Below are 18852 nucleotides of genomic sequence, written 5' to 3'. Positions count from 1 at the left end.
AGCGTTGATAAATTAGAACGAGTGTTGATATCTGGGGTTGAGCGTTGATAAATCAGAACAAGTGTTGATATCCCTAGAGCAAACGTTGATAAATCATTTAAAAAAGCTGGAACATCACAGATGATCCAGCTTTACAACCTATTTTGTTTTATTATTTAAAAAGAATACGGCGATTGTTCCAGGTCCGGCATGAGCGCCTATTGCTGAACCAACCATTTCAATTTGAATATCTTTTGGATTAAACTTTTCTTTTAGCATTTCGGCAAGTTTTTCGGCAGTTTCCATGTCATCCCCATGACTTATCCCCATAACTTGATCAGAAAGGTTAGTTCCACGTTCCTCCGTGATTTCCAGAATGCGGTTCAACAGCTTTTTGGATCCGCGAATTTTTTCCAAGGGAATTAATTTGCCGCCATCTACATGTAAAATCGGTTTAATTTTCAATAATGTACCAACAAAAGCAGCGGTTTTACTAACTCGTCCACCTCGGTATAAGTACTCCAAATCATCAACGGTAAAGATATGTTCCATATGATCAGCCTGATACTTAGCAGTTTCCAGTATTTCTTCAACGGAAGCACCATTTTGCGCGAGCTGTGCGGCACGAATCACAACTAGACCAATACCAAGTGATGCACACTTCGTATCAATTAAATAAATAGGAGCATCAGGATAATCTTCTTTAACCTCTTGTTCCACGATTTTAGCTGCTTGAAATGTGCCTGAAAGCTCGGATGATAAGCCAATATAAATTAAAGGTTGATTTTTCTCTGCATAAGATGTAAAAATAGCTTTAAACGATTGTTGAGAAGCCTGTGCTGTTTTTGGGCTCTCGCCACTGCGCATGGCATCATAAATCGTTTTTGGTGTAATGGTTTTTCCATCTTCGTATTCTTTTTCATCTAATTGAACAGTTAATGGTACCATTTCGATATCAAATTCGTTATAATGAGATTTTGACAAATCACATCCTGAATCAGCTAGTATTTTTACAGTCATTTGACTCACCCTCACTTCTATAGTCTTCATTTCTTTCAGTTTAAGGCTAGCGTGGAGGATAGTCAAAGTATATTTACAAAATATTTCTACTAATATCCATGTAAATAAATACCGCAAGAACTGCAGTAGGAGGTAACACATGTTTTTATTTGAAGCAAAACGTATACTAATTGTTATATTTGGTTCACTATTAAATGCTATTTCATTAAACTTCTTTCTAATTGGAGCAAATGTATATGCAAGTGGATTTACAGGTGCCGCGCAGCTCATGTCCAGTGTGTTTAGAGACGTGCTTGGAATTGGAGTAGGTACTGGTGTGCTTTTATTCATTCTTAATATCCCAGTTGCTGTTTTCGGCTGGTTTAAAGTAGGAAAGGGCTTTACCGTTTATAGTATTATTTCTGTTATTTTTACAACTTTATTTCTAACGATTCTTCCAGTTATTGAATTATCACAAGACATTATATTGAACGCTGTATTTGGTGGTGTAATCGGAGGAATAGGTGTAGGTATTACATTAAAGCTTGGTGCATCGACAGGTGGTATGGATATCGTAGCAATGGTGCTATCACGAATGAAGGATAAACCAATTGGAACTTATTTTTTACTATTAAACGCAGTGATCATTGCGATGGCTGGTATCCTTTATGAGCCTGAAAATGCGTTGTATACCATGCTAACCTTGTATGTTACAACATATGTAATTGACGCGATTCATACACGTCACGAAAAAGTTACAGCCATGATAATTACGCACAAAGCGGATGAATTACAACGTGCCATTCATAATAAGATGGTGCGCGGTATAACAATTATTCCTGCGAAAGGTGCTTATACAAAAGAGGATAAAAACATGATGTATCTTGTCATAACAAGATATGAGTTGTATGATTTAGAAAAAATAATTAGTGAAATTGACCCAAATGCCTTTACAAACATTGTTCAAACAACAGGCATATTCGGATTCTTTAGACGAGATAGTAATTAGTAATTAGCCGCTTCCGAACGAGGCGGTTTTTTCATGAAGTTTTTTAGTACAGCGGACCCCCAAACTAAACCAAATAAAAAAGACAGCAATAACATGCTGTCCTATGCACACAAAAATATGTACTTAATAGCCGCGTTTTTCAAACACTTCTTGAACGCGAGGGGATAGGTTGTCCCATTCTGCATCGAACTGTTTATTCACGGTAATGAAGTTCTGATAACCAAAAACATTATCAACACCTTCAAGTTGCATTAAATCATTTAATATTTCGTGTTCACTTGTGTCACCAGGCATAACAGAGATACTATTGCTTCCTTCAAAAATCAGCTTGTCTGTTGTGAATTTCAATGCATTTGGATTTGGTGTAGCTTCTGCTCTTACTCCCATTATTAAACCTCCTATATATCTTTACTTAGGTCTATTTTAGCATAAAAACCTCCACCCCGAAAAGGTGGAGGTACGTTTGCATTAATTTCTGAAATAATATAATCAATTAAGGAGAAATCGTATACAACCGTTTACACGGATTGGATTGCAAAAATCCTGGTGATTAGCTTGATTGGTTTTTCGTTTTAAGCTGCTGTTCTAATTGTTGCAGTTGCTGTTTTTCTTCAGGTGAACAATCAGCATATGCGGATTGAACAGCATTGTGTGCTGCTTGCTTTTCTTGTGTGCTAGCAGTACCTTGCATGTTGGTAAAGCTTGAGACGGCTTTTTTAGCTTGCTGAAAAAGATTGTTTTCCATCTAAAACCCTCCTACTGTGTGGTCGTCCGCTTCCTCTTTTTTTCGGTCTGCGTCACTAAACCGTGATTTATAAGGAAAACGTTCGGCATGCTGTTTAACGGAAGTTGCACCCTGGTGAGTAAAACGTTTTGATTTGCTTTGTTTGCTCAAAGTAAATCCCCCCAACAAAATAAGAAAGTGAACGCTTGGTTGCGCTCACTAACTAGTATGGACCGTTTTCTTTTTTATATTGATGGAAAATAACAGAAAAAAGTTATTGTGTTTTAACTTGCAACTTCAAATAATTTTCGAGAAAAATTCCAATGCCATCTTCTTCATTTGATTGTGCGACATGCTTGGCAACAGCTTTCAATTCATCAATTGCATTTCCCATCGCTACACCAACACCTGCATAATCAATCATTTCCAAATCATTATCTTCATCCCCAAATGCAATAATTCGTTCTTGAGGGATATCATAATAATGAGATAATTTTTGCAGACCAACAGCTTTATTCATGCCCTTTTTAACGATTTCAATGATATTCCATGGTGCGCCCCATTTACGGTGCTCGATTAACTCGGCATGATAATCATCTAGATGAGCACGAATTTCTTTTATGTTATCTTCTTTTGGGTGGATAAGCAATGATGTCGGGTCTTCTTTTAATTCATTTTTCAGACTACCAATTTTAAAGGGTGGGTCATTTTGTGTCGATTGAAAAATATCGATGATTTGTTCATTGTACTGATCAAGGAATACTTCATCTTTTACTTCAGCTAATATGTTGTGTACATTAAGCTCATAACAAGCTTCAATAATTTTATGTGCGGTTCGGATAGGCATAGGGTTATGTAATGCATCCCATTTATCATCTGTTGGATGATGAATCAACGCGCCGTTAAAGTTAACCATTGGTGTATCTAAACCTAAGCTGTGATAGTAATTAATACTTGCGCGGTGTGGTCGTCCTGTCGCAATTACGACAACATGTCCAGCCTCTATTGCTTTATGAACTGTTTTCTTTGTCCGTTCACTTATTTCTTTTTTGTCGGTTAATAGCGTTCCATCTAGATCCAATGCTATTAAATGTCGTTTATTTTCCATAAGCTTCACCTCGTATTACATTAGTTTATAAGGGATGCGATGTTATGTAAAGCATTATATTGTGTGATGCTTGCAAATTATACTATATAAGGACTATGATGAAATAAATATATGAAAAAGGTTGTTCAAAAAGTAATCAAAAGATAAACGGTGAATTTCTTCATTCCTTGAAGCTGCGTGCGAAATAAAGCTTCGATGGTAATTCTATTGCTCAGTTTTTCCGGTCCGCAAAATCTTCACGCCTTGAACTTGACGCACAGGACGTGCTAATGTTGACTTTGTTTCTAATTTGCCGACTTTTTGAACATGCACTTAAATGAGGAGAATTGTAAGATGATTGGGGTCAGTAATAGAAAGTTTAACACTATTCCAGCATTAGTTATAGTTGAATCAAGTAAAGAAAATAAAGCATTACCAGTTGTTTTATATCATCATGGGTTTACAAGTGCAAAGGAACATAATTTACCACTTGCATATTTATTAGCGGAGAAAGGGTTCCGCGTTGTTTTACCGGATAGTGAATATCATGGTGAGCGTGAACTTGACATTTCAGCAAAGAAAAAACAAATCTCGTTTTGGGATATCGTCATGCAAAATGTTCATGAAACAAAGGAAATTCATGATATCCTAAAACAAGAAAAGCTGGTCCTGGATGATCGCTTTGGTATTGCTGGTACCAGTATGGGCGGAATAACGACATCAGCAGCTTTAACACAATATCCATGGATTAAGGTAGCAGCGGTTCTAATGGGATCCCCAAAAATTACAACGTATGCCAAAACATTAGTTAGCAGTTTTAAGCGGATGGGGGATTTACCTGTCACCGATGAAATGATCAATTATCTATTTGAGTCGTTAAAACAATACGATTTGTCTGAGCAAATGGATAAATTGAATAACCGGCCATTGTTGTTTTGGCATGGTGAAGATGACGCCGTTGTACCATTTGATCATTCGTATACATTTTATGAAAAAGCACGTGAACTTTATCAAAATAAGGATGACATTCAATTTGTAAACCAATCAAATCAAGGTCATAAAGTAAGTAGAACTGCTATTTTAAAAACAGTGGAATGGTTTGAGAATTATTTATAGGCTATTCCATTTAAAAAAACGTTAAAATATGTTTAAATAAAATATAGGAATAGTGAGGGAGGTTTGAGTCATGGAAGAAGCTTTAAAAGACAATATGATTGGTGCACTCGAAAACGTAATTGACCCTGAGCTTGGGATTGACATTGTGAATCTCGGCTTAATATATAATGTAGATATGGACGATAACGGTCTTTGCACTGTTCAGATGACACTAACATCAATGGGTTGTCCACTTGCTGCACATATTGAACAGGATATACGTCATGCATTGGAGGACATTCCAGAAATAAAAGAACTCAATGTTGAGATTGTATGGGATCCACCATGGGGCAAAGATAAAATGTCTCGCTATGCAAAGATTGCGCTTGGAATTCCTGATTGATCGGTTGTTAAATAAGGGTTGATTCATGTAACATGGATCGACCCTTTTCTTATTTATGGAAAAATGAGGGAATCAACATATGGTAAATATTGTACAAATCGTGGGCTATAAAAATTCAGGTAAAACAACACTTATGAAACAACTTGTTCATTATTTATCTGAAACAAAGATGAAGGTTGGAACATTGAAACATCACGGTCATGGTGGGGATATTAATCTACCTGAAGGTACAGACAGTACTTCACAATTTGAAGCAGGGTCATTAATTAGTGGAGTGCAAGGCGAGTCAATAACCCAGCTTACGTTTCATAATCTTCACTTTGATGAATTAATCAACATGTACACAATGCTCCCAATCGATCTATTGCTTGTAGAAGGCTACAAACGGGCAGATTATCCAAAGATTGTTTTAATGGAAAATAGTGAACATTTATCGCTTTTACATGAACTTTCCAATATAATTGCGGTAGGAACATACGATATTTCTTTAATAAATAATGTTCCTGCTTTTGATTTAAGGAAGATTGAAGAGCACATCCCTCAAATAGCATCATACATAACAAACAAGTGAAGGTGTTAGAATGGACAAGCAATTCTGGATTACTGACCAAGTAATAGAAGTGAATAAATGTATAACAAAGGTTATCCGTGCTGATGCTGGAGCTGTTAATACGTTCATCGGTACAGTACGTGAGTTTACAAAAGGAAAACGTACCGTATATTTAGAATATCAGTCTTACGTTCCAATGGCAGAAAAAAAACTAGCACAAATTGGTGCGGAAATTGAAAATAAATGGGAAAACACCAAGACATCAATCGCTCACAGGGTTGGTTGCTTAGAAATATCCGATATCGCGGTAGTAATTGCTGTATCAACCCCTCATCGAAATGATGCTTTTGAAGCTAGCAGGTATGCAATCGAACGGATTAAAGAAATCGTTCCTATTTGGAAGAAAGAACATTGGGAGAACGGGACCCTTTGGATTGGTGATCAAAAGGAGAACAGTTCCTATGAGAATGACATACCGACAGAGGAGGATATGCATCATGATTGATGTGTTATTTTTTGCAGAGTTACAAGAAGTGGTAGGTAAGGAAAAAGTAACGATTGAAGCAAATGAGATCACAGTGAAGGATTTGAAAACAAATTTTTTGAGTGACTTTAATTTGGAAAACATCGACCATGCAATGATTGCGATTAATGAAGAATACGCTGAAGAAGATACCATCATTAAAAGTGGAGATATTATCGCTTTTATCCCACCAGTTAGCGGAGGTTAATAAAGAAAAATTTCTAGCGTTAATCATCGCTAGAAATTTTTTTGGCAGTTAAGAAAGTATAACTACTTTCTTACTGCATGAGTGCAACTAGGGCATCCGCCATTAAAGGCTTGGCGGATGCCAAGTTTTCTAATCTATTGTTTTATTAGAAACGCGGGAAAAGAAAATGGCGTGCGTTATTTTAATGATAGGTCGTGCAACTAATTGTGCGCTTCCAATGATAAATAGAATGGTGCCAGCTGTTTGGGTTGATTCAAATAAAAATAATACACTACCAATTAAAAATTCTAATCCTAAAGTAAAGTCATTCATCAACGCAATGAACCGATATCTTTTATTAAAGGAAACCTCATATGTCCCCATTTGAACATCAAGGAAATTCTTTTCATCTTTAATACTTGGCATTCGAATACCTCCACTGATAGGCTGTTATACCTTTCCCATCTATTGTCTTAAATTAAACATAATCGAGGTTCTGTATGCATCTACAAAAAGAGAATAACAAGTATACCTATGATAAAACAGTAAAATGAAAAATACTTTAAGTTGCCGTGCGCCATAATATTCATGAACCACTTTAAGGAAAAGTAGGTGGCAATGAGAGCCGCTGCAAACGCCAATACATAGGGAATAGCTAGTGCATTAATATTTTTATCTCCTAAAATGTCCCCAATTGACATAACTGTGATTCCCAGACTTACTGGAATATAAAGCAAGAAAGAAAACCGTAATGCAGTTTCTACTTTCATCCCAACAAGCATTGCTGCGACAATCGTAGCTCCGGAACGGCTTATGCCTGGAATCAAAGCGACAGATTGTGCTAGTCCAACAATAATTGCATCTTTTACCTTTAAATCACCATCGTTCTTTCTGCCTCTTAAATTTCGAATTATCCAAAGTGCAAGACCAGTTATTAATAAGGTCACTCCAACAACTGCTACTGTGCTTAGCTTCGAACTAATATAATCCTCAAATAAAAGGCCCAGAATTCCAGTTGGTATGGTTGCAACAATTAGAAAAAGGATGAATTGAAAATCACCTTTTGAATCCGGATCCTTAGTCATCATATAATCTAAACTGTTTCGAACTAACCGCATAATGTCTTTCCAGTAAATAATCAAGACTGCAATTAATGAGCCGAAGTTTACTAAAATCTCAAAAGATAATCCCTCAATTTCTATCCCAAATAGCTCCTGCAAAATGACTAAATGACCACTTGAAGAAATCGGAATCGGTTCTGTAAATCCTTGTACTAAACCTAATAGTAGATATTTTATTAATAGCCAAAGTTCTGTAACGCCTTCCAAGATGAATCCCTCCACTTTATATGTATATTGTTCACTAAACTTTTATCACGTATAGGTAACTAATTGAATAGTCTAGATGGTGAGGAGGATGAAAATGAATAGAAATTACGGTCACCAACATATATACGATTTATGCAAAAAACATATGCATGCTTATGTGCTTGCTGAAACGAACGACGGAAAAAAACTTGACGGTATCATTACTGGGCTTGACGATGAATACGTATATATTGCAGTACCAGTTGATCAACTGGATAAACAGCAATCACGTGATGAAGAACGTCTTTTTAATTATGGGTACGGATACCCTGGATACGGATATGGAAGGCCAAGAAGGTTCAACAGACTTGTCCTTCCACTAGCAGCACTAACAGCACTAAGCATTTTACCCTGGTATTAATAAGAAAAGCGCAAGCGCCCGTTAATTGCCGTATGTCCTGGAAGGCTCCGTATGAGATAAAGGAACCACGAAGAGCGTAAGCGATTCGATGTTGACCTTATCGTAAGGAGGCGCCTGAAGGGCACTAGGCAATGGGCGCTGGACCGAGACAAAGAAAAGCGCAAGCGCCCGTTAATTGCCGTATGCCCTGGAAGGCTCCGTATGAGATAAAGGAACCACGAAGAGCGTAAGCGATTCGATGTTGACCTTATCGTAAGGCGCTAGGAGCCATAGCTCTAGACAGACAAGTAATTAAACAACAAAACCCTTGCCAATTCCTTGTAGGCAAGGGTTTATGTAAAAATGAAATTATATTTGGATAACAGCACTTATGCTTCACTATCGCCTTTAAGTACTCCTTCAGACAAAATGAATACTCCTACTGATAGGATAATGGCAAGTACTAGTGTGTGCATAAGATTAAATGTAGTTCCGCCCATACTAGTTAAGATATAGGAAAGAACACCACTTAGGAGTAACGACCAAATAAATGTCCAGATGAACCGCATAGATAACACCTCATTTTTTTCTGCATTCCTTATATAGTTTACCAAATACTAGATCAAATGAAAAGTATTATTATTATAAAATTGATTGCAAAGGATGGTATATATGACAGTATGTGTGACGAATTGTTTGCACTGGATTGGGTTTCATATTGTTAATCGATTAATCGAAAATGATTATGTAGTAGATGGTTTAGCGGATTTGGCTTCAGAGAGGGAGGAAGAGTTATCCTTCATGTTAGGAAGAAATAGTTCATTTTCCCTGTTCAATAACGAGGATGAAATCAAAGATAAAAAATACACAGATACCGTCCTGTTAACCGAAAATAAAACTTATTCTATTCAAACATTAAAAACGTATAACTTTGGAAAAGATATAGATAAGCCTAATTTTATTAATATTGAATTACCATTACTTTTTGGTGAATGGATGCCTATGGATGAAAAGGGCATATACGTTGATAATCAGCACATATCATTTGATTCCACCCGATTTCAAGAAGAGGCGGTATATATTGATGATTTTGTGGATTGTTTTATGCAGTGGATAAAAGTTTCGGAGTTACCTAATCAGATTTCATTAACAAAAAATAGAAACTTGCAAGTAAAGAAAGATTCACTTGAAAAACATCTGTTCATAAGGGAAGATAGACCTATAGGTAATCAAGTATCAAATCTTATCAAACATTACGAAAAAATAAGAAATTATAAAATATGATAAATCGTAAAGATAGAATTCGTTTACTGCAAGTAATTTAAGCGATACAATTAGGATAAGAGTAAACTTTTGTAGCAATTAGTTATACGGATTGGAGTGCAAATGTTGAAGAAATTATACGCCATATTCTTTGTTATATCAATCTTTCTAGTACTATTGGGGTGTAACAATAATATCGACACTGGACAAATTCAAAATGTAGGCATGTTGGTAGAAGGATCGATTGAAGACCAAGTATGGGGACAACAAGGTTATGATGGCTTGCAGGATATAAAGGGAAAATATGATGTCAATGTCTACTACAAAGAGGGTATAAAGACCCAGCAAGAAGTTACGGAAGCTGTTGATGAATTTGTAAGTAATGGCGTGAATTTAATTTTCGGCCACAGTAACATCTACGGAAAGTACTTTGTAAACATCTCCAAATCCTTTCCTAATGTACAGTTTGTCTATTTTAATGGTGGTTATTATGCTGAAAATGTTACGAGTTTAAATTTTAATTCACATGCTATGGGTTTCTTTGGTGGTATGGTAGCGGGAAAAATGACTGAGACAGATCATATCGGAATTGTTGCTGCATTCGAATGGCAACCTGAAATAGAGGGGTTCTATGAAGGTGTAAAATATGAGAACCCTGAAGCTAGAGTACATATAGATTATGTTAAGGATTGGGCGGACAAGGATACTGCGCTTAAGATGTATGAAAGAATGAAGAAACAGAATGTCGATGTTTTTTACCCAACGGGTGATTCGTACAGTATTGATGTGATTAAACAGGCAAGTGAGGATGGACTGTATGCAATCGGATATGTTTCTGATCAATCCTATATTGATGAAGGAACTGTTTTAACTAGTACTGTTCAACAGGTAGACAAGCTTTATATGTTAGCAGCAAAAAAGTTTAATAGAGACGAACTTAATGGTGAAATTTTGGTTTTTGATTTTCAAGATGATGTAATCTCGCTTGGTAAATTTAGTCCAGTCGTACCAGAAGACTACCAGGAAAAGATAGAAGATATTATAAAAGAATATAAGAAAACTGCCCTGTTACCGAATGAATAGCCGTTAGGGGTTTAACTCTGATGGTTTTTCTGTGTCAACCTCCCTGTTTCAACAATATAACGGTCTCCCCTTTAGTTTTTGTGCTTGCAACTCAACTTGTTATGCATTAAAATTAGTACCAAGTCATAATAATTGATAATAAAACTTTTATAAGGGGATGGCAAGATGAATGTTGGCATATTAGGTACAGGTCATTATGTTCCAACTAATGTCGTTACAAATAAAGATATGGAAAAGATAGTCGATACAAGTGATGAATGGATTAGATCAAGGACAGGAATTGAAGAAAGACGTATTGCTGGAGACGATATAGAAACTTCTGATATGGCTTTTTTTGCAGCGCAACAAGCTATTGAAGAAGCAAATTTTAATCCAGAGGACATTGATTTAATAATAGTAGCGACTGTAACTCCAGATTCCCCTTTTCCTTCCGTAGCGAATCGCCTGCAGGATAGACTAGGGGTAGGGACTGCAGCTTCAATGGATATTGGTGCAGCTTGTTCTGGTTTTATGTATGGATTAATAACTGCAAAACAATTTCTTGAAACAAAAACATACAAAAATGCGTTGGTGGTTGGTGTAGAAAAGCTATCAAAAATTACCAATTGGGAAGACAGAAATACATGTGTCCTATTTGGCGACGGCGCAGGAGCAGTAATTGTAGGGGAAGTTTCAGAAGGCAAAGGTATTTTATCGTTTGAACTCGGGACTGATGGATCTGGTGGGAAACATTTATATCAAGATGAGAATGATCACCTTGTTATGAATGGCCGTGAAGTATTCAAGTTTGCAGTAAGGCAAATGCCAGAATCGTCTATAAATGTGATAGAGAAAATAGGTTATACTAAAGAGGACGTTGATTACCTTATTCCACATCAAGCAAATATTCGTATAATGAATGCTGCTCGTGAACGGTTAGGTATTTCAGAGGATAAAATGGCAACATCAGTAAAAAAATATGGTAATACATCTTCAGCTTCCATACCGATTGCGTTATCAGAAGAAATTAAGGCTGGTAAGATAAAAGATAATGATCTAATCGTAATGGTTGGATTCGGTGGAGGCTTAACATGGGGTGCGGTTGCATTACGCTATGGAAAATAACTTAGAATGTGTGTTGTAATAGGAGGAGTATGTAATGGAGCAAAGAAGAGTAGTAATAACCGGATTAGGTGCAATCAGCCCAGTTGGTAATGATGTATCTAGCATGTGGAATAGTGTTGTAGAAGGTAAATCAGGTATTGATACAGTTACTCGAGTAAACAAGGATGACTTTCCAGCCAAAGTAGCAGCGGAATTAAAGGACTTTGATCCAACTTTATTTATGGATAAAAAAGATGCACGTAAAATGGATCGGTTCACGCAATATGCAGTTGCTGCATCCCGAATGGCTGTTGAAGATGCAAAACTTGAGATAACCGATTCAATTGCTGAACGAGTAGGAGTATGGATTGGTTCAGGTATTGGTGGAATGGATACCTATGAAGAACAGCATAGTAAATTTTTGGAACGCGGCTATAAGCGTGTAAGTCCATTTTTTGTTCCTATGTTAATCCCTGACATGGCAGCTGGTCAAGTTTCAATTCAGTTAGGTGCGAAAGGGATTAATTCCTGTACGGTAACCGCTTGTGCATCAGGAGCAAACTCAATTGGTGATGCCTTCAAGGTTATTCAACGTGGTGGTGCTGACTATATGATTACTGGTGGAACAGAAGCGCCAATTACAAATATGGCGTTTGCAGGATTTTCTTCCATGAAAGCATTATCATCGAATCCAGATCCAAAAACAGCAAGCCGTCCATTTGATAAAAATCGTGATGGATTTGTCATGGGTGAAGGAGCAGGAATTTTAATTCTTGAATCATTAGAATCCGCGTTAGAACGCGGTGCGCATATTTACGGCGAAATTGTTGGGTATGGTTCTACTGGTGATGCACATCATATAACTGCACCAGCACCTGCTGGTGATGGAGCGGCACGTGCGATGCAACAAGCAATCAATGACGCTGGTATTGAGTCGACTGATGTAGATTATATTAATGCTCATGGTACTAGTACAGATTTAAACGATAAATTTGAAACGATGGCAATTAAAGATGTATTTGGAAATCATGCAAATAAACTTGCAATCTCATCAACAAAATCGATGACGGGTCATTTACTAGGAGCAGCGGGGGGAATAGAATCTGTAATAGCTGTTAAATCAATTACAGATAATATAATTCCACCAACGACAAACTATGAAACACCTGACGAAGAATGTGATTTGGATTATGTTCCAAATGAAGCAAGAAAACAAGAAGTAAACGTCGTGATGAGTAATTCACTTGGGTTTGGCGGACACAATGCAGCCCTTATTTTCAAAAAGTACGAATAGAAACTAGTAAAAAAAGATGTTCAAAAAGGCTAGCCTTAAATGGATGGCCTTTTTTTACGTTCATAAGAATGCCTCTATCTTGTTCTATTAATCATTTTTTAAAGTAGTTTCACATACATTATAGAAAAAATGGACAAGTATAGGTGGGGGAAAAGATGATGCTTAGAATCTTTTTATTTTTAATGGGATTTGGACTAGCTGTCGCAGGTGGGGTTGTCCTCATTACATATATGAATTTTATACCGGCAGGATTAGCCTGGACAGATTTCTTTCGTTACATCAAAGGAAGACCTGAATGTTACTTTCTACCAATTGGTTTTATTTTAATGGTAATTGCTTTATATCGCTATCCTTACAAATAGGGAAAATGTGTGGAACAATCGAATATTTTTCCAGCATCCTGGTCATAATGTATTTTAAAAGGTAGCATACAAAGTGAGGTTTTTAAATGTTATATCTACATGATGTTTGGGTTAACTGGTTCGAGGGCGAAGAGAATGGTTATAGTGTTTGCTTTTTCCATGAATGGCGTAAAGAAGACGGGATTGAATTGCTAGATCAAGTGCCATTACTATACATAAATACAGATCTATTCAGGTACATTGAGAATAATATGCATGATCTACCGAAAGCTTTACTAGACCTTATATGTAAACGTGCGTATATTCGAAAAGGACAAGAACGTATCGTGTTAGATTATGCATGTATTGTAACAGATGGAAATGACATCATTGCCTTTGATACAGTTGGATATGAAATACCAATTCGAAAAAGCAGGTTAATCCCGAGACAAGAACAACAAGTATTTGACATGATTGCAGGTGTAAAACCGCAAAACTTTAAGTTAGATGAGAAAATGAAAGAAAAAGAATATCATATTCTGTCTATGGAACCAGACTTGATCCATGGATTAACACGTAGAGAACGACAGCTAAAGCAATTGTTAATGATGGGACTGGATCAATTGCGAACTACGAATAACCATGAAGAGTTGCGCTATTGGCTGACAGAATGGGATCCAAAAAAGTATGGATATATTCGCTTTATGGATCCTAGGAAAATATGGCAGGTTCTCTATGATGGCGTAAAGCAAGGCTGGACTACAGAACATGAGAATTTATGTAGAAAGTTAATCAAGGGCCAGCCATTTCTTGAAAGACTATGGGAGCTAGAACAAGTACAAGAAGGAAAACCGTCGAAACAGAATTAGCTTTATGCAGTGGTGATTGATTTTGGAATGAGCGTTAATATCCACAATATCCATATCCATCCTTTCAGAACGAACAAAAACAATCAAAAAAGCCAGTACGGAAGATAAAATTCCGCATTGGCTTTTTTTACTTTTTCCTAACACGACCAAGACCAACAGCCTTCTTAGCTTTTGCTAAGTTTTTATTTGCGACACTTGCTGCACGGTCTGCCCCTTTATCTAATATGTCATCTAGTTTTTCCGAATTAAGAAGTTCATGGTAGCGTTCCTGAATTGGTGCCAATACGTCAATGACTGCCTCAGCAACCGCTATTTTAAAATCACCGTAACCTTTGCCATCAAATTCCGCTTCAATATCTTTGATTGTTTGATCTGTACAACTAGCTAGTATGGTTATCAGGTTCGAGATACCTGGTTTGTGCTCTTTGTCGAATTTTACAATACCTTCTGAATCCGTCACGGCACTTTTAACCTTTTTTTCAATTTTCTTTGGTTCATCTAACATTGAAATAAATGATTTTTCATTTTCGTCCGATTTACTCATTTTCTTTGTGGGCTCTTGTAAAGACATAATACGCGCTCCAACTTCAGGCATACTAATGTCTGGAACGGTGAATATGTCGTTAAATCGATTATTAAATCGTTGAGCCAAATTTCTAGAAAGCTCGAGATGTTGTTTTTGATCATCACCAACAGGCACTATATCCGTATTGTATAATAAAATATCAGCCGCCATTAACGGTGGGTATGTCAAAAGAGCTGCTGATACTGCATCTTTTCCTTTTGACTTATCTTTAAATTGCGTCATTCTTTCTAACTCACCGGTATAGCTGATTGATTGCAAAATCCAGCCTAACTGTGTATGTGCTGGTACTTCAGATTGAATGAACAGTGTTGCCTTCTCTTGATCAATCCCTGCAGCAAGATACAGTGCTGCAAGTGAGCGGATATTGCTACGAAGCTTTAGCCGATCCTGTGGCACTGTGATTGCATGCTCATCAACAATACAGAAGTAGCAATTGTGCTCATTCTGCAATTGCACAAAGTGTTTCATTGCGCCAATGTAATTACCAATTGTTAACGTTCCACTTGGTTGAATGCCTGAAAAAATTGTCTTCATGTTGTTTCCTCCATCAATTCAAATGTTTGAGGAGTAGTTGAGCAATAAAAATAAGCCCACCAATCCCCTTAGCAAGGGACGAATGAACCGCGGTGCCACCCTAATTATCCTACAAGTGTAAGATCACTTTAAATGTTAAATAAGCTCCAAAGTCCAATTCCAATTTACCATGATGCTTGTTTTCACCAACCACAAGCTCTCTAAAAATCAGTGGGCAATTGTACTATAACTTTTTCATTGCAACTATTAATTTAGTATTATTATATACGATTCATAAAAAAGAAATCAAGTATCAGTGGGAGTTATTACTCTTACCAGACCAATTTGTACACCCATTTTCATTTAGCCATTGGTTAAGTATATTAGCAGTTAGATTTTCCTGAACTGTAATGGGTATTTAAAAATGAAACGAATGGTCAAGCAGGGAACCTCTGTGAAATATAGTTGTAACATTATCTTAACTTTGGTGTAATTTTGAGGTGATATACTATGGAATTAAAATGCTGGATATTTTAATAGAAATAGGAAGCGGGGGAAAATCTTGACAAGAAGATTAACTGCAATTACCTTAGTCGCTATAATTGTTTTAAGCCTATCTTTTGGTATTAACAGCTATGCGGAAACCAAACAAGACTTAGAAAACGTTCAGGAACAACGCAAGAATGTTAAAGAAGATCTATCCGAAGCGGATAAACAAGTTACTAACTTTATGTCCGAAATAGAAGAATTGAATAAAGAAATTGAACGTGTAAATCTATCATTAAAAGAAAAGCAAGGTATGATAGAAAAAATTGAACAAAATAGTACAAGGACAATAGAAGAAATTAGAATTCTTCAAGATGAAATTAAAAAGTTAGAGACTGATATTGAAAAACGCCAAGAACTAATAAAGAATCGAATTGCCTCTTATCAAAAGGCTGGTGGTTCAGTAAGTTATTTAGAAGTTATATTTGGTGCGCAAAGTTTTAGTGATTTTATAAGCCGGGTTTCCATGGTTAACAAAATTACTGAGTCTGATGCGTCCCTATTAGAAAATCTAAAAAATGACATACATAAAGTAGCCGAAAAGAGAAAGCTTGCATTAGTGAAGCTCGACGAATTAAACACCATGAAAATTGAACAAGAGGAAACTTTGGCGGAAATTAATGAAGAAAAGTTGCAAAATGAAAAACAGAGAGAATCATTAGAAAAAAAACAGCAAAAGCTGATTGGATTAGTAGAGGAATTGCAAATCGAAGACAAAGAGCTTGCTTCGCTTGAAACTGACGTAAAACAAAATATTGCATCGGCAGCAAGAAAAGCTTCACAAGCTGAAGAAGTGAAAGAAAGAAAAAATAAAGCGGTGGCTGTTGCTGAAGAAGAAAGTGGAAATAAAGCAAAAGCTATTCCTGAGGAAGAAAGAGAAAACAAAGCGAAAGCTGTTCCTGAAGAAGAAAGAGAAAATAAAACGAAGGCTGTTACGGAGGAAGAAGTGGTAGCAAAAGTAGATGAACCTGAAAAGGAACAACAAGAAAACACAGACAAAAAAACATTTACCGTTACTGCAACAGCGTATACAGTGGAAAGTGCTGGAGGCTCTGGAGTAACTTATACCGGAATTGACCTTAGGGAAAATCCTAATGCAAAAGTAATTGCGGTCGATCCAAGCACTATTCCCTTAGGTTCAGTCGTTCATGTAGAAGGTTATGGTTATGCGATAGCGGGTGATATTGGCAGTGCAATCAATGGTCACAAAATTGATGTTTATGTTCCGACCCAACAAGCTGCAGTTGAATGGGGAGTACGTACTGTTGAAGTGACGGTTCAGTAAAAACAAAACATGAGAAATCACATCTAAAATTTCAGCTGTTTTTCTCGATGATTTTTACCTGTGTTTTTATGAACTGATTTTCTTTTTTCATTGCTTTCTGTTCCGATTTAGTTGATTGAATAAAAAAGCAATCATTATTCCAATGGTAAAATCGAGGTTTATGACTAAAACGTCCTAACTTTTTATAACAAATTTTGATAGCCTGAGTGTGAAAGTAAACAAGAACGCTACGAAGTCATGAGCGTTCTTGTTTATTTTCATTTGTAATTGTCTAGTATAGGTGTGGGCTATATGCTATACATTTTTATTGTGAAAAAGCAACAGAAAACGCAAACAAAAATATGCTATATTTCGACATTAATTACACGATTTGCGTTCATTTTTTTGTTTTTTTCCTATATAATAGAATGAAACAAAGATTAGGAGATTGATATTAATGGGGAAAACACATCTTGGAATATTGGCGTTTGTAGGCATTCTCCTGTTCGCTATCGGATTGCCGCCCAATGTATCTGCAAGTGATGAAAAAGAAATACATACTGCACACAGTCACATGAAAAAACAAATAAGTCTAAAGCCTATAGATATAAGTAAAAAAATGCAACGTTTTACATATGATGCAGGACTCGATTTCGAATATCCAGACGCTGTTCGGGGAATTTATGTAACTGGACCTTCAGCAGGGGGGAAACGTTTTGATACGTTGTTGAACTTAGTAGACGAGACAGAGTTGAATGCAATGGTTATTGACATAAAAGAGGACCACGGTAACTTAACATTTAAACCAAAAGAAGGCTCTCCATATGAAGATATCGCTATAAATTTTATAAATGAACCACGCAAGATGCTTGAAGTGCTTGAAGAAAAAGGGATTTATCCAATTGCAAGAATTGTGGTATTTAAAGATACTGTCCTTGCAGAAGAACATCCAGAATGGTCATTTAAGGAAAATGGTGAAGTATGGACAAATGGGAAAGGGGAAGCTTTTGTTAATCCATTTCAAAAAGAAGTATGGGAGTACAATATAGAAATTGCAAAAATGGCCGCTGAACTTGGGTTCCAGGAGATCCAATTTGACTACGTTCGATTCCCAGAGGGCTTTGAAGATTATGATGAAGTTCTTGACTACAATGTAGGGGAATATAATAATCCAGATGTGGAAAATGTTCAACGCCGTGTTAGTGCTGTAACCGATTTTGTATCCTTTGCAAAAGAAGAGTTGGACTATTATGGTGTAGATGTAGCCGTTGATATATTTGGCTATGCGGCAACAATTCCTGAAGCACCAGGAATTGGTCAAAACTTTACAAAGATCTCCAAAAACGTTGACGTTATTTCTTCTATGATTTACCCAAGTCATTGGACATCTTATTTTGGAATAGAAAAACCGGATACCGAACCATATAAATTGGTTAGTGAGTACGCTAAAGTAGAGAATGAAGTATTAGGTAAATTGGAAGATCCACCAACATCAAGACCATGGATTCAAGATTTTGAAGCTCCTTGGTTATACAGTGGGGCGACTAAGCAATACGGAAAAGCAGAAGTAGAGGCACAAATTAAAGCATTGAAGGAACATGGAATAAATGAATTTCTACTTTGGAATGCTGGAAATGATTATACGAATAATGTGGATTACACACCACTTGATTAAGAACAAAAGCAGATCTCCATTTCGGGGTCTGCTTTTCGAATTTGAATGAAAATGTTGTTTAAAAAGTTGTTA

The 18852-nt window shown here is 36.5% G+C and carries 24 protein-coding genes and 1 other annotated feature; of the genes, 15 read left to right on the top strand and 9 right to left on the bottom strand.

The window, feature by feature from the left end; genetic code table 11:
* Positions 1 to 138: 138 nt before the first annotated feature.
* Positions 139 to 999 (bottom strand): DegV family protein, encoded by an 861-nt coding sequence (locus tag AC3G7N_RS13770; protein WP_489422741.1) that lies wholly within the window; start codon positions 997 to 999, stop codon positions 139 to 141.
* A 139-nt stretch (positions 1000 to 1138) separates the two neighbouring features.
* Here AC3G7N_RS13770 and AC3G7N_RS13765 point away from each other — a divergent pair, with 139 nt between their 5' ends.
* Positions 1139 to 1987 carry a YitT family protein gene (locus AC3G7N_RS13765; RefSeq protein WP_489422740.1) on the top strand — a complete coding sequence of 283 codons (849 nt, stop codon included), beginning with the start codon at positions 1139 to 1141 and terminating at the stop codon, positions 1985 to 1987.
* A gap of 123 nt (positions 1988 to 2110) precedes the next feature.
* Here the strand turns inward: AC3G7N_RS13765 and AC3G7N_RS13760 are convergent, their stop codons facing one another.
* The 4 genes from AC3G7N_RS13760 to AC3G7N_RS13745 all read right to left on the bottom strand — a co-directional run bounded on the left by AC3G7N_RS13760 (position 2111) and on the right by AC3G7N_RS13745 (position 3819).
* The gene (locus AC3G7N_RS13760) at positions 2111 to 2374 is read right to left on the bottom strand and encodes a NifU N-terminal domain-containing protein (RefSeq protein ID WP_489422739.1); all 264 of its coding nucleotides are present in this window, start codon (positions 2372 to 2374) and stop codon (positions 2111 to 2113) included.
* Positions 2375 to 2537: 163 nt separating this feature from the next.
* Positions 2538 to 2732, bottom strand: a complete 195-nt coding sequence (locus AC3G7N_RS13755; protein ID WP_489422738.1) for a DUF3813 family protein — start codon at positions 2730 to 2732, stop codon at positions 2538 to 2540.
* Positions 2733 to 2882 carry a hypothetical protein gene (locus AC3G7N_RS13750; protein WP_489422737.1) on the bottom strand — a complete coding sequence of 50 codons (150 nt, stop codon included), beginning with the start codon at positions 2880 to 2882 and terminating at the stop codon, positions 2733 to 2735.
* Positions 2883 to 2985: 103 nt separating this feature from the next.
* The gene (locus tag AC3G7N_RS13745; RefSeq protein ID WP_489422736.1) at positions 2986 to 3819 is read right to left on the bottom strand and encodes a Cof-type HAD-IIB family hydrolase; all 834 of its coding nucleotides are present in this window, start codon (positions 3817 to 3819) and stop codon (positions 2986 to 2988) included.
* Between the two features lie 333 nt (positions 3820 to 4152).
* Between AC3G7N_RS13745 and yjfP the strand changes: the two genes are divergently transcribed.
* The 5 genes from yjfP to moaD all read left to right on the top strand — a co-directional run bounded on the left by yjfP (position 4153) and on the right by moaD (position 6577).
* Entirely contained in the window at positions 4153 to 4914 is a 762-nt protein-coding gene (gene yjfP / locus AC3G7N_RS13740; protein ID WP_489422735.1) for an esterase, read from the top strand.
* A 70-nt stretch (positions 4915 to 4984) separates the two neighbouring features.
* Complete coding sequence (locus AC3G7N_RS13735) at positions 4985 to 5296, top strand: metal-sulfur cluster assembly factor (RefSeq protein WP_089533532.1); 312 nt, start codon at positions 4985 to 4987, stop codon at positions 5294 to 5296.
* A 79-nt stretch (positions 5297 to 5375) separates the two neighbouring features.
* On the top strand, positions 5376 to 5867 hold the full coding sequence (mobB, locus tag AC3G7N_RS13730; protein ID WP_489422734.1) for a molybdopterin-guanine dinucleotide biosynthesis protein B: 492 nt from the start codon (positions 5376 to 5378) through the stop codon (positions 5865 to 5867).
* 10 nt (positions 5868 to 5877) lie between these two features.
* Positions 5878 to 6351, top strand: a complete 474-nt coding sequence (locus AC3G7N_RS13725; RefSeq protein ID WP_489422733.1) for a molybdenum cofactor biosynthesis protein MoaE — start codon at positions 5878 to 5880, stop codon at positions 6349 to 6351.
* Entirely contained in the window at positions 6344 to 6577 is a 234-nt protein-coding gene (moaD, locus tag AC3G7N_RS13720) for a molybdopterin converting factor subunit 1 (protein ID WP_489422732.1), read from the top strand. The genes AC3G7N_RS13725 and moaD overlap by 8 nt, the downstream gene beginning before the upstream one ends.
* Positions 6578 to 6706: 129 nt before the next feature.
* Here moaD and AC3G7N_RS13715 read toward each other — a convergent pair whose 3' ends face one another.
* Positions 6707 to 6982: a YrhK family protein gene (locus AC3G7N_RS13715; protein WP_489422731.1), complete on the bottom strand. Its 276-nt coding sequence runs from the start codon at positions 6980 to 6982 to the stop codon at positions 6707 to 6709.
* 80 nt (positions 6983 to 7062) lie between these two features.
* Positions 7063 to 7884, bottom strand: coding sequence for an undecaprenyl-diphosphate phosphatase (locus AC3G7N_RS13710; protein ID WP_489422730.1), 822 nt, complete (start codon positions 7882 to 7884; stop codon positions 7063 to 7065).
* A 94-nt stretch (positions 7885 to 7978) separates the two neighbouring features.
* Here AC3G7N_RS13710 and AC3G7N_RS13705 point away from each other — a divergent pair, with 94 nt between their 5' ends.
* Complete coding sequence (locus AC3G7N_RS13705) at positions 7979 to 8284, top strand: hypothetical protein (protein ID WP_489422729.1); 306 nt, start codon at positions 7979 to 7981, stop codon at positions 8282 to 8284.
* Between the two features lie 368 nt (positions 8285 to 8652).
* Here AC3G7N_RS13705 and AC3G7N_RS13700 read toward each other — a convergent pair whose 3' ends face one another.
* Positions 8653 to 8832 (bottom strand): DUF2929 family protein, encoded by a 180-nt coding sequence (locus tag AC3G7N_RS13700; RefSeq protein WP_489422728.1) that lies wholly within the window; start codon positions 8830 to 8832, stop codon positions 8653 to 8655.
* 103 nt (positions 8833 to 8935) lie between these two features.
* Between AC3G7N_RS13700 and AC3G7N_RS13695 the strand changes: the two genes are divergently transcribed.
* The 6 genes from AC3G7N_RS13695 (at position 8936) to AC3G7N_RS13670 (ending at position 14196) form a co-directional block, all read left to right on the top strand.
* Complete coding sequence (locus tag AC3G7N_RS13695; protein WP_489422727.1) at positions 8936 to 9547, top strand: hypothetical protein; 612 nt, start codon at positions 8936 to 8938, stop codon at positions 9545 to 9547.
* Between the two features lie 102 nt (positions 9548 to 9649).
* Entirely contained in the window at positions 9650 to 10609 is a 960-nt protein-coding gene (locus AC3G7N_RS13690) for a BMP family ABC transporter substrate-binding protein (protein ID WP_489422726.1), read from the top strand.
* Between the two features lie 165 nt (positions 10610 to 10774).
* Positions 10775 to 11713: a beta-ketoacyl-ACP synthase III gene (locus tag AC3G7N_RS13685; protein ID WP_489422725.1), complete on the top strand. Its 939-nt coding sequence runs from the start codon at positions 10775 to 10777 to the stop codon at positions 11711 to 11713.
* Between the two features lie 34 nt (positions 11714 to 11747).
* Positions 11748 to 12986, top strand: coding sequence for a beta-ketoacyl-ACP synthase II (gene fabF, locus AC3G7N_RS13680; protein WP_489422724.1), 1239 nt, complete (start codon positions 11748 to 11750; stop codon positions 12984 to 12986).
* 158 nt (positions 12987 to 13144) lie between these two features.
* Positions 13145 to 13348, top strand: a complete 204-nt coding sequence (locus AC3G7N_RS13675; protein WP_489422723.1) for a YuzI family membrane protein — start codon at positions 13145 to 13147, stop codon at positions 13346 to 13348.
* 86 nt (positions 13349 to 13434) lie between these two features.
* Complete coding sequence (locus AC3G7N_RS13670) at positions 13435 to 14196, top strand: YjbA family protein (protein ID WP_489422722.1); 762 nt, start codon at positions 13435 to 13437, stop codon at positions 14194 to 14196.
* Between the two features lie 127 nt (positions 14197 to 14323).
* Here AC3G7N_RS13670 and trpS read toward each other — a convergent pair whose 3' ends face one another.
* Positions 14324 to 15316 (bottom strand): tryptophan--tRNA ligase, encoded by a 993-nt coding sequence (trpS, locus tag AC3G7N_RS13665; RefSeq protein ID WP_489422721.1) that lies wholly within the window; start codon positions 15314 to 15316, stop codon positions 14324 to 14326.
* Between the two features lie 71 nt (positions 15317 to 15387).
* Positions 15388 to 15563 (bottom strand) — a binding site (T-box leader).
* 294 nt (positions 15564 to 15857) lie between these two features.
* Between trpS and AC3G7N_RS13660 the strand changes: the two genes are divergently transcribed.
* Positions 15858 to 17126, top strand: coding sequence for a PcsB-like coiled-coil domain-containing protein (locus AC3G7N_RS13660; RefSeq protein WP_489422720.1), 1269 nt, complete (start codon positions 15858 to 15860; stop codon positions 17124 to 17126).
* Positions 17127 to 17562: 436 nt separating this feature from the next.
* Positions 17563 to 18780 (top strand): putative glycoside hydrolase, encoded by a 1218-nt coding sequence (locus AC3G7N_RS13655; protein ID WP_489422719.1) that lies wholly within the window; start codon positions 17563 to 17565, stop codon positions 18778 to 18780.
* Positions 18781 to 18852: the final 72 nt, after the last annotated feature.

The sequence above is a fragment of the Virgibacillus carmonensis genome, assembly GCF_057836705.1.
This window is presented reverse-complemented; position numbering and strand designations above follow the sequence as displayed.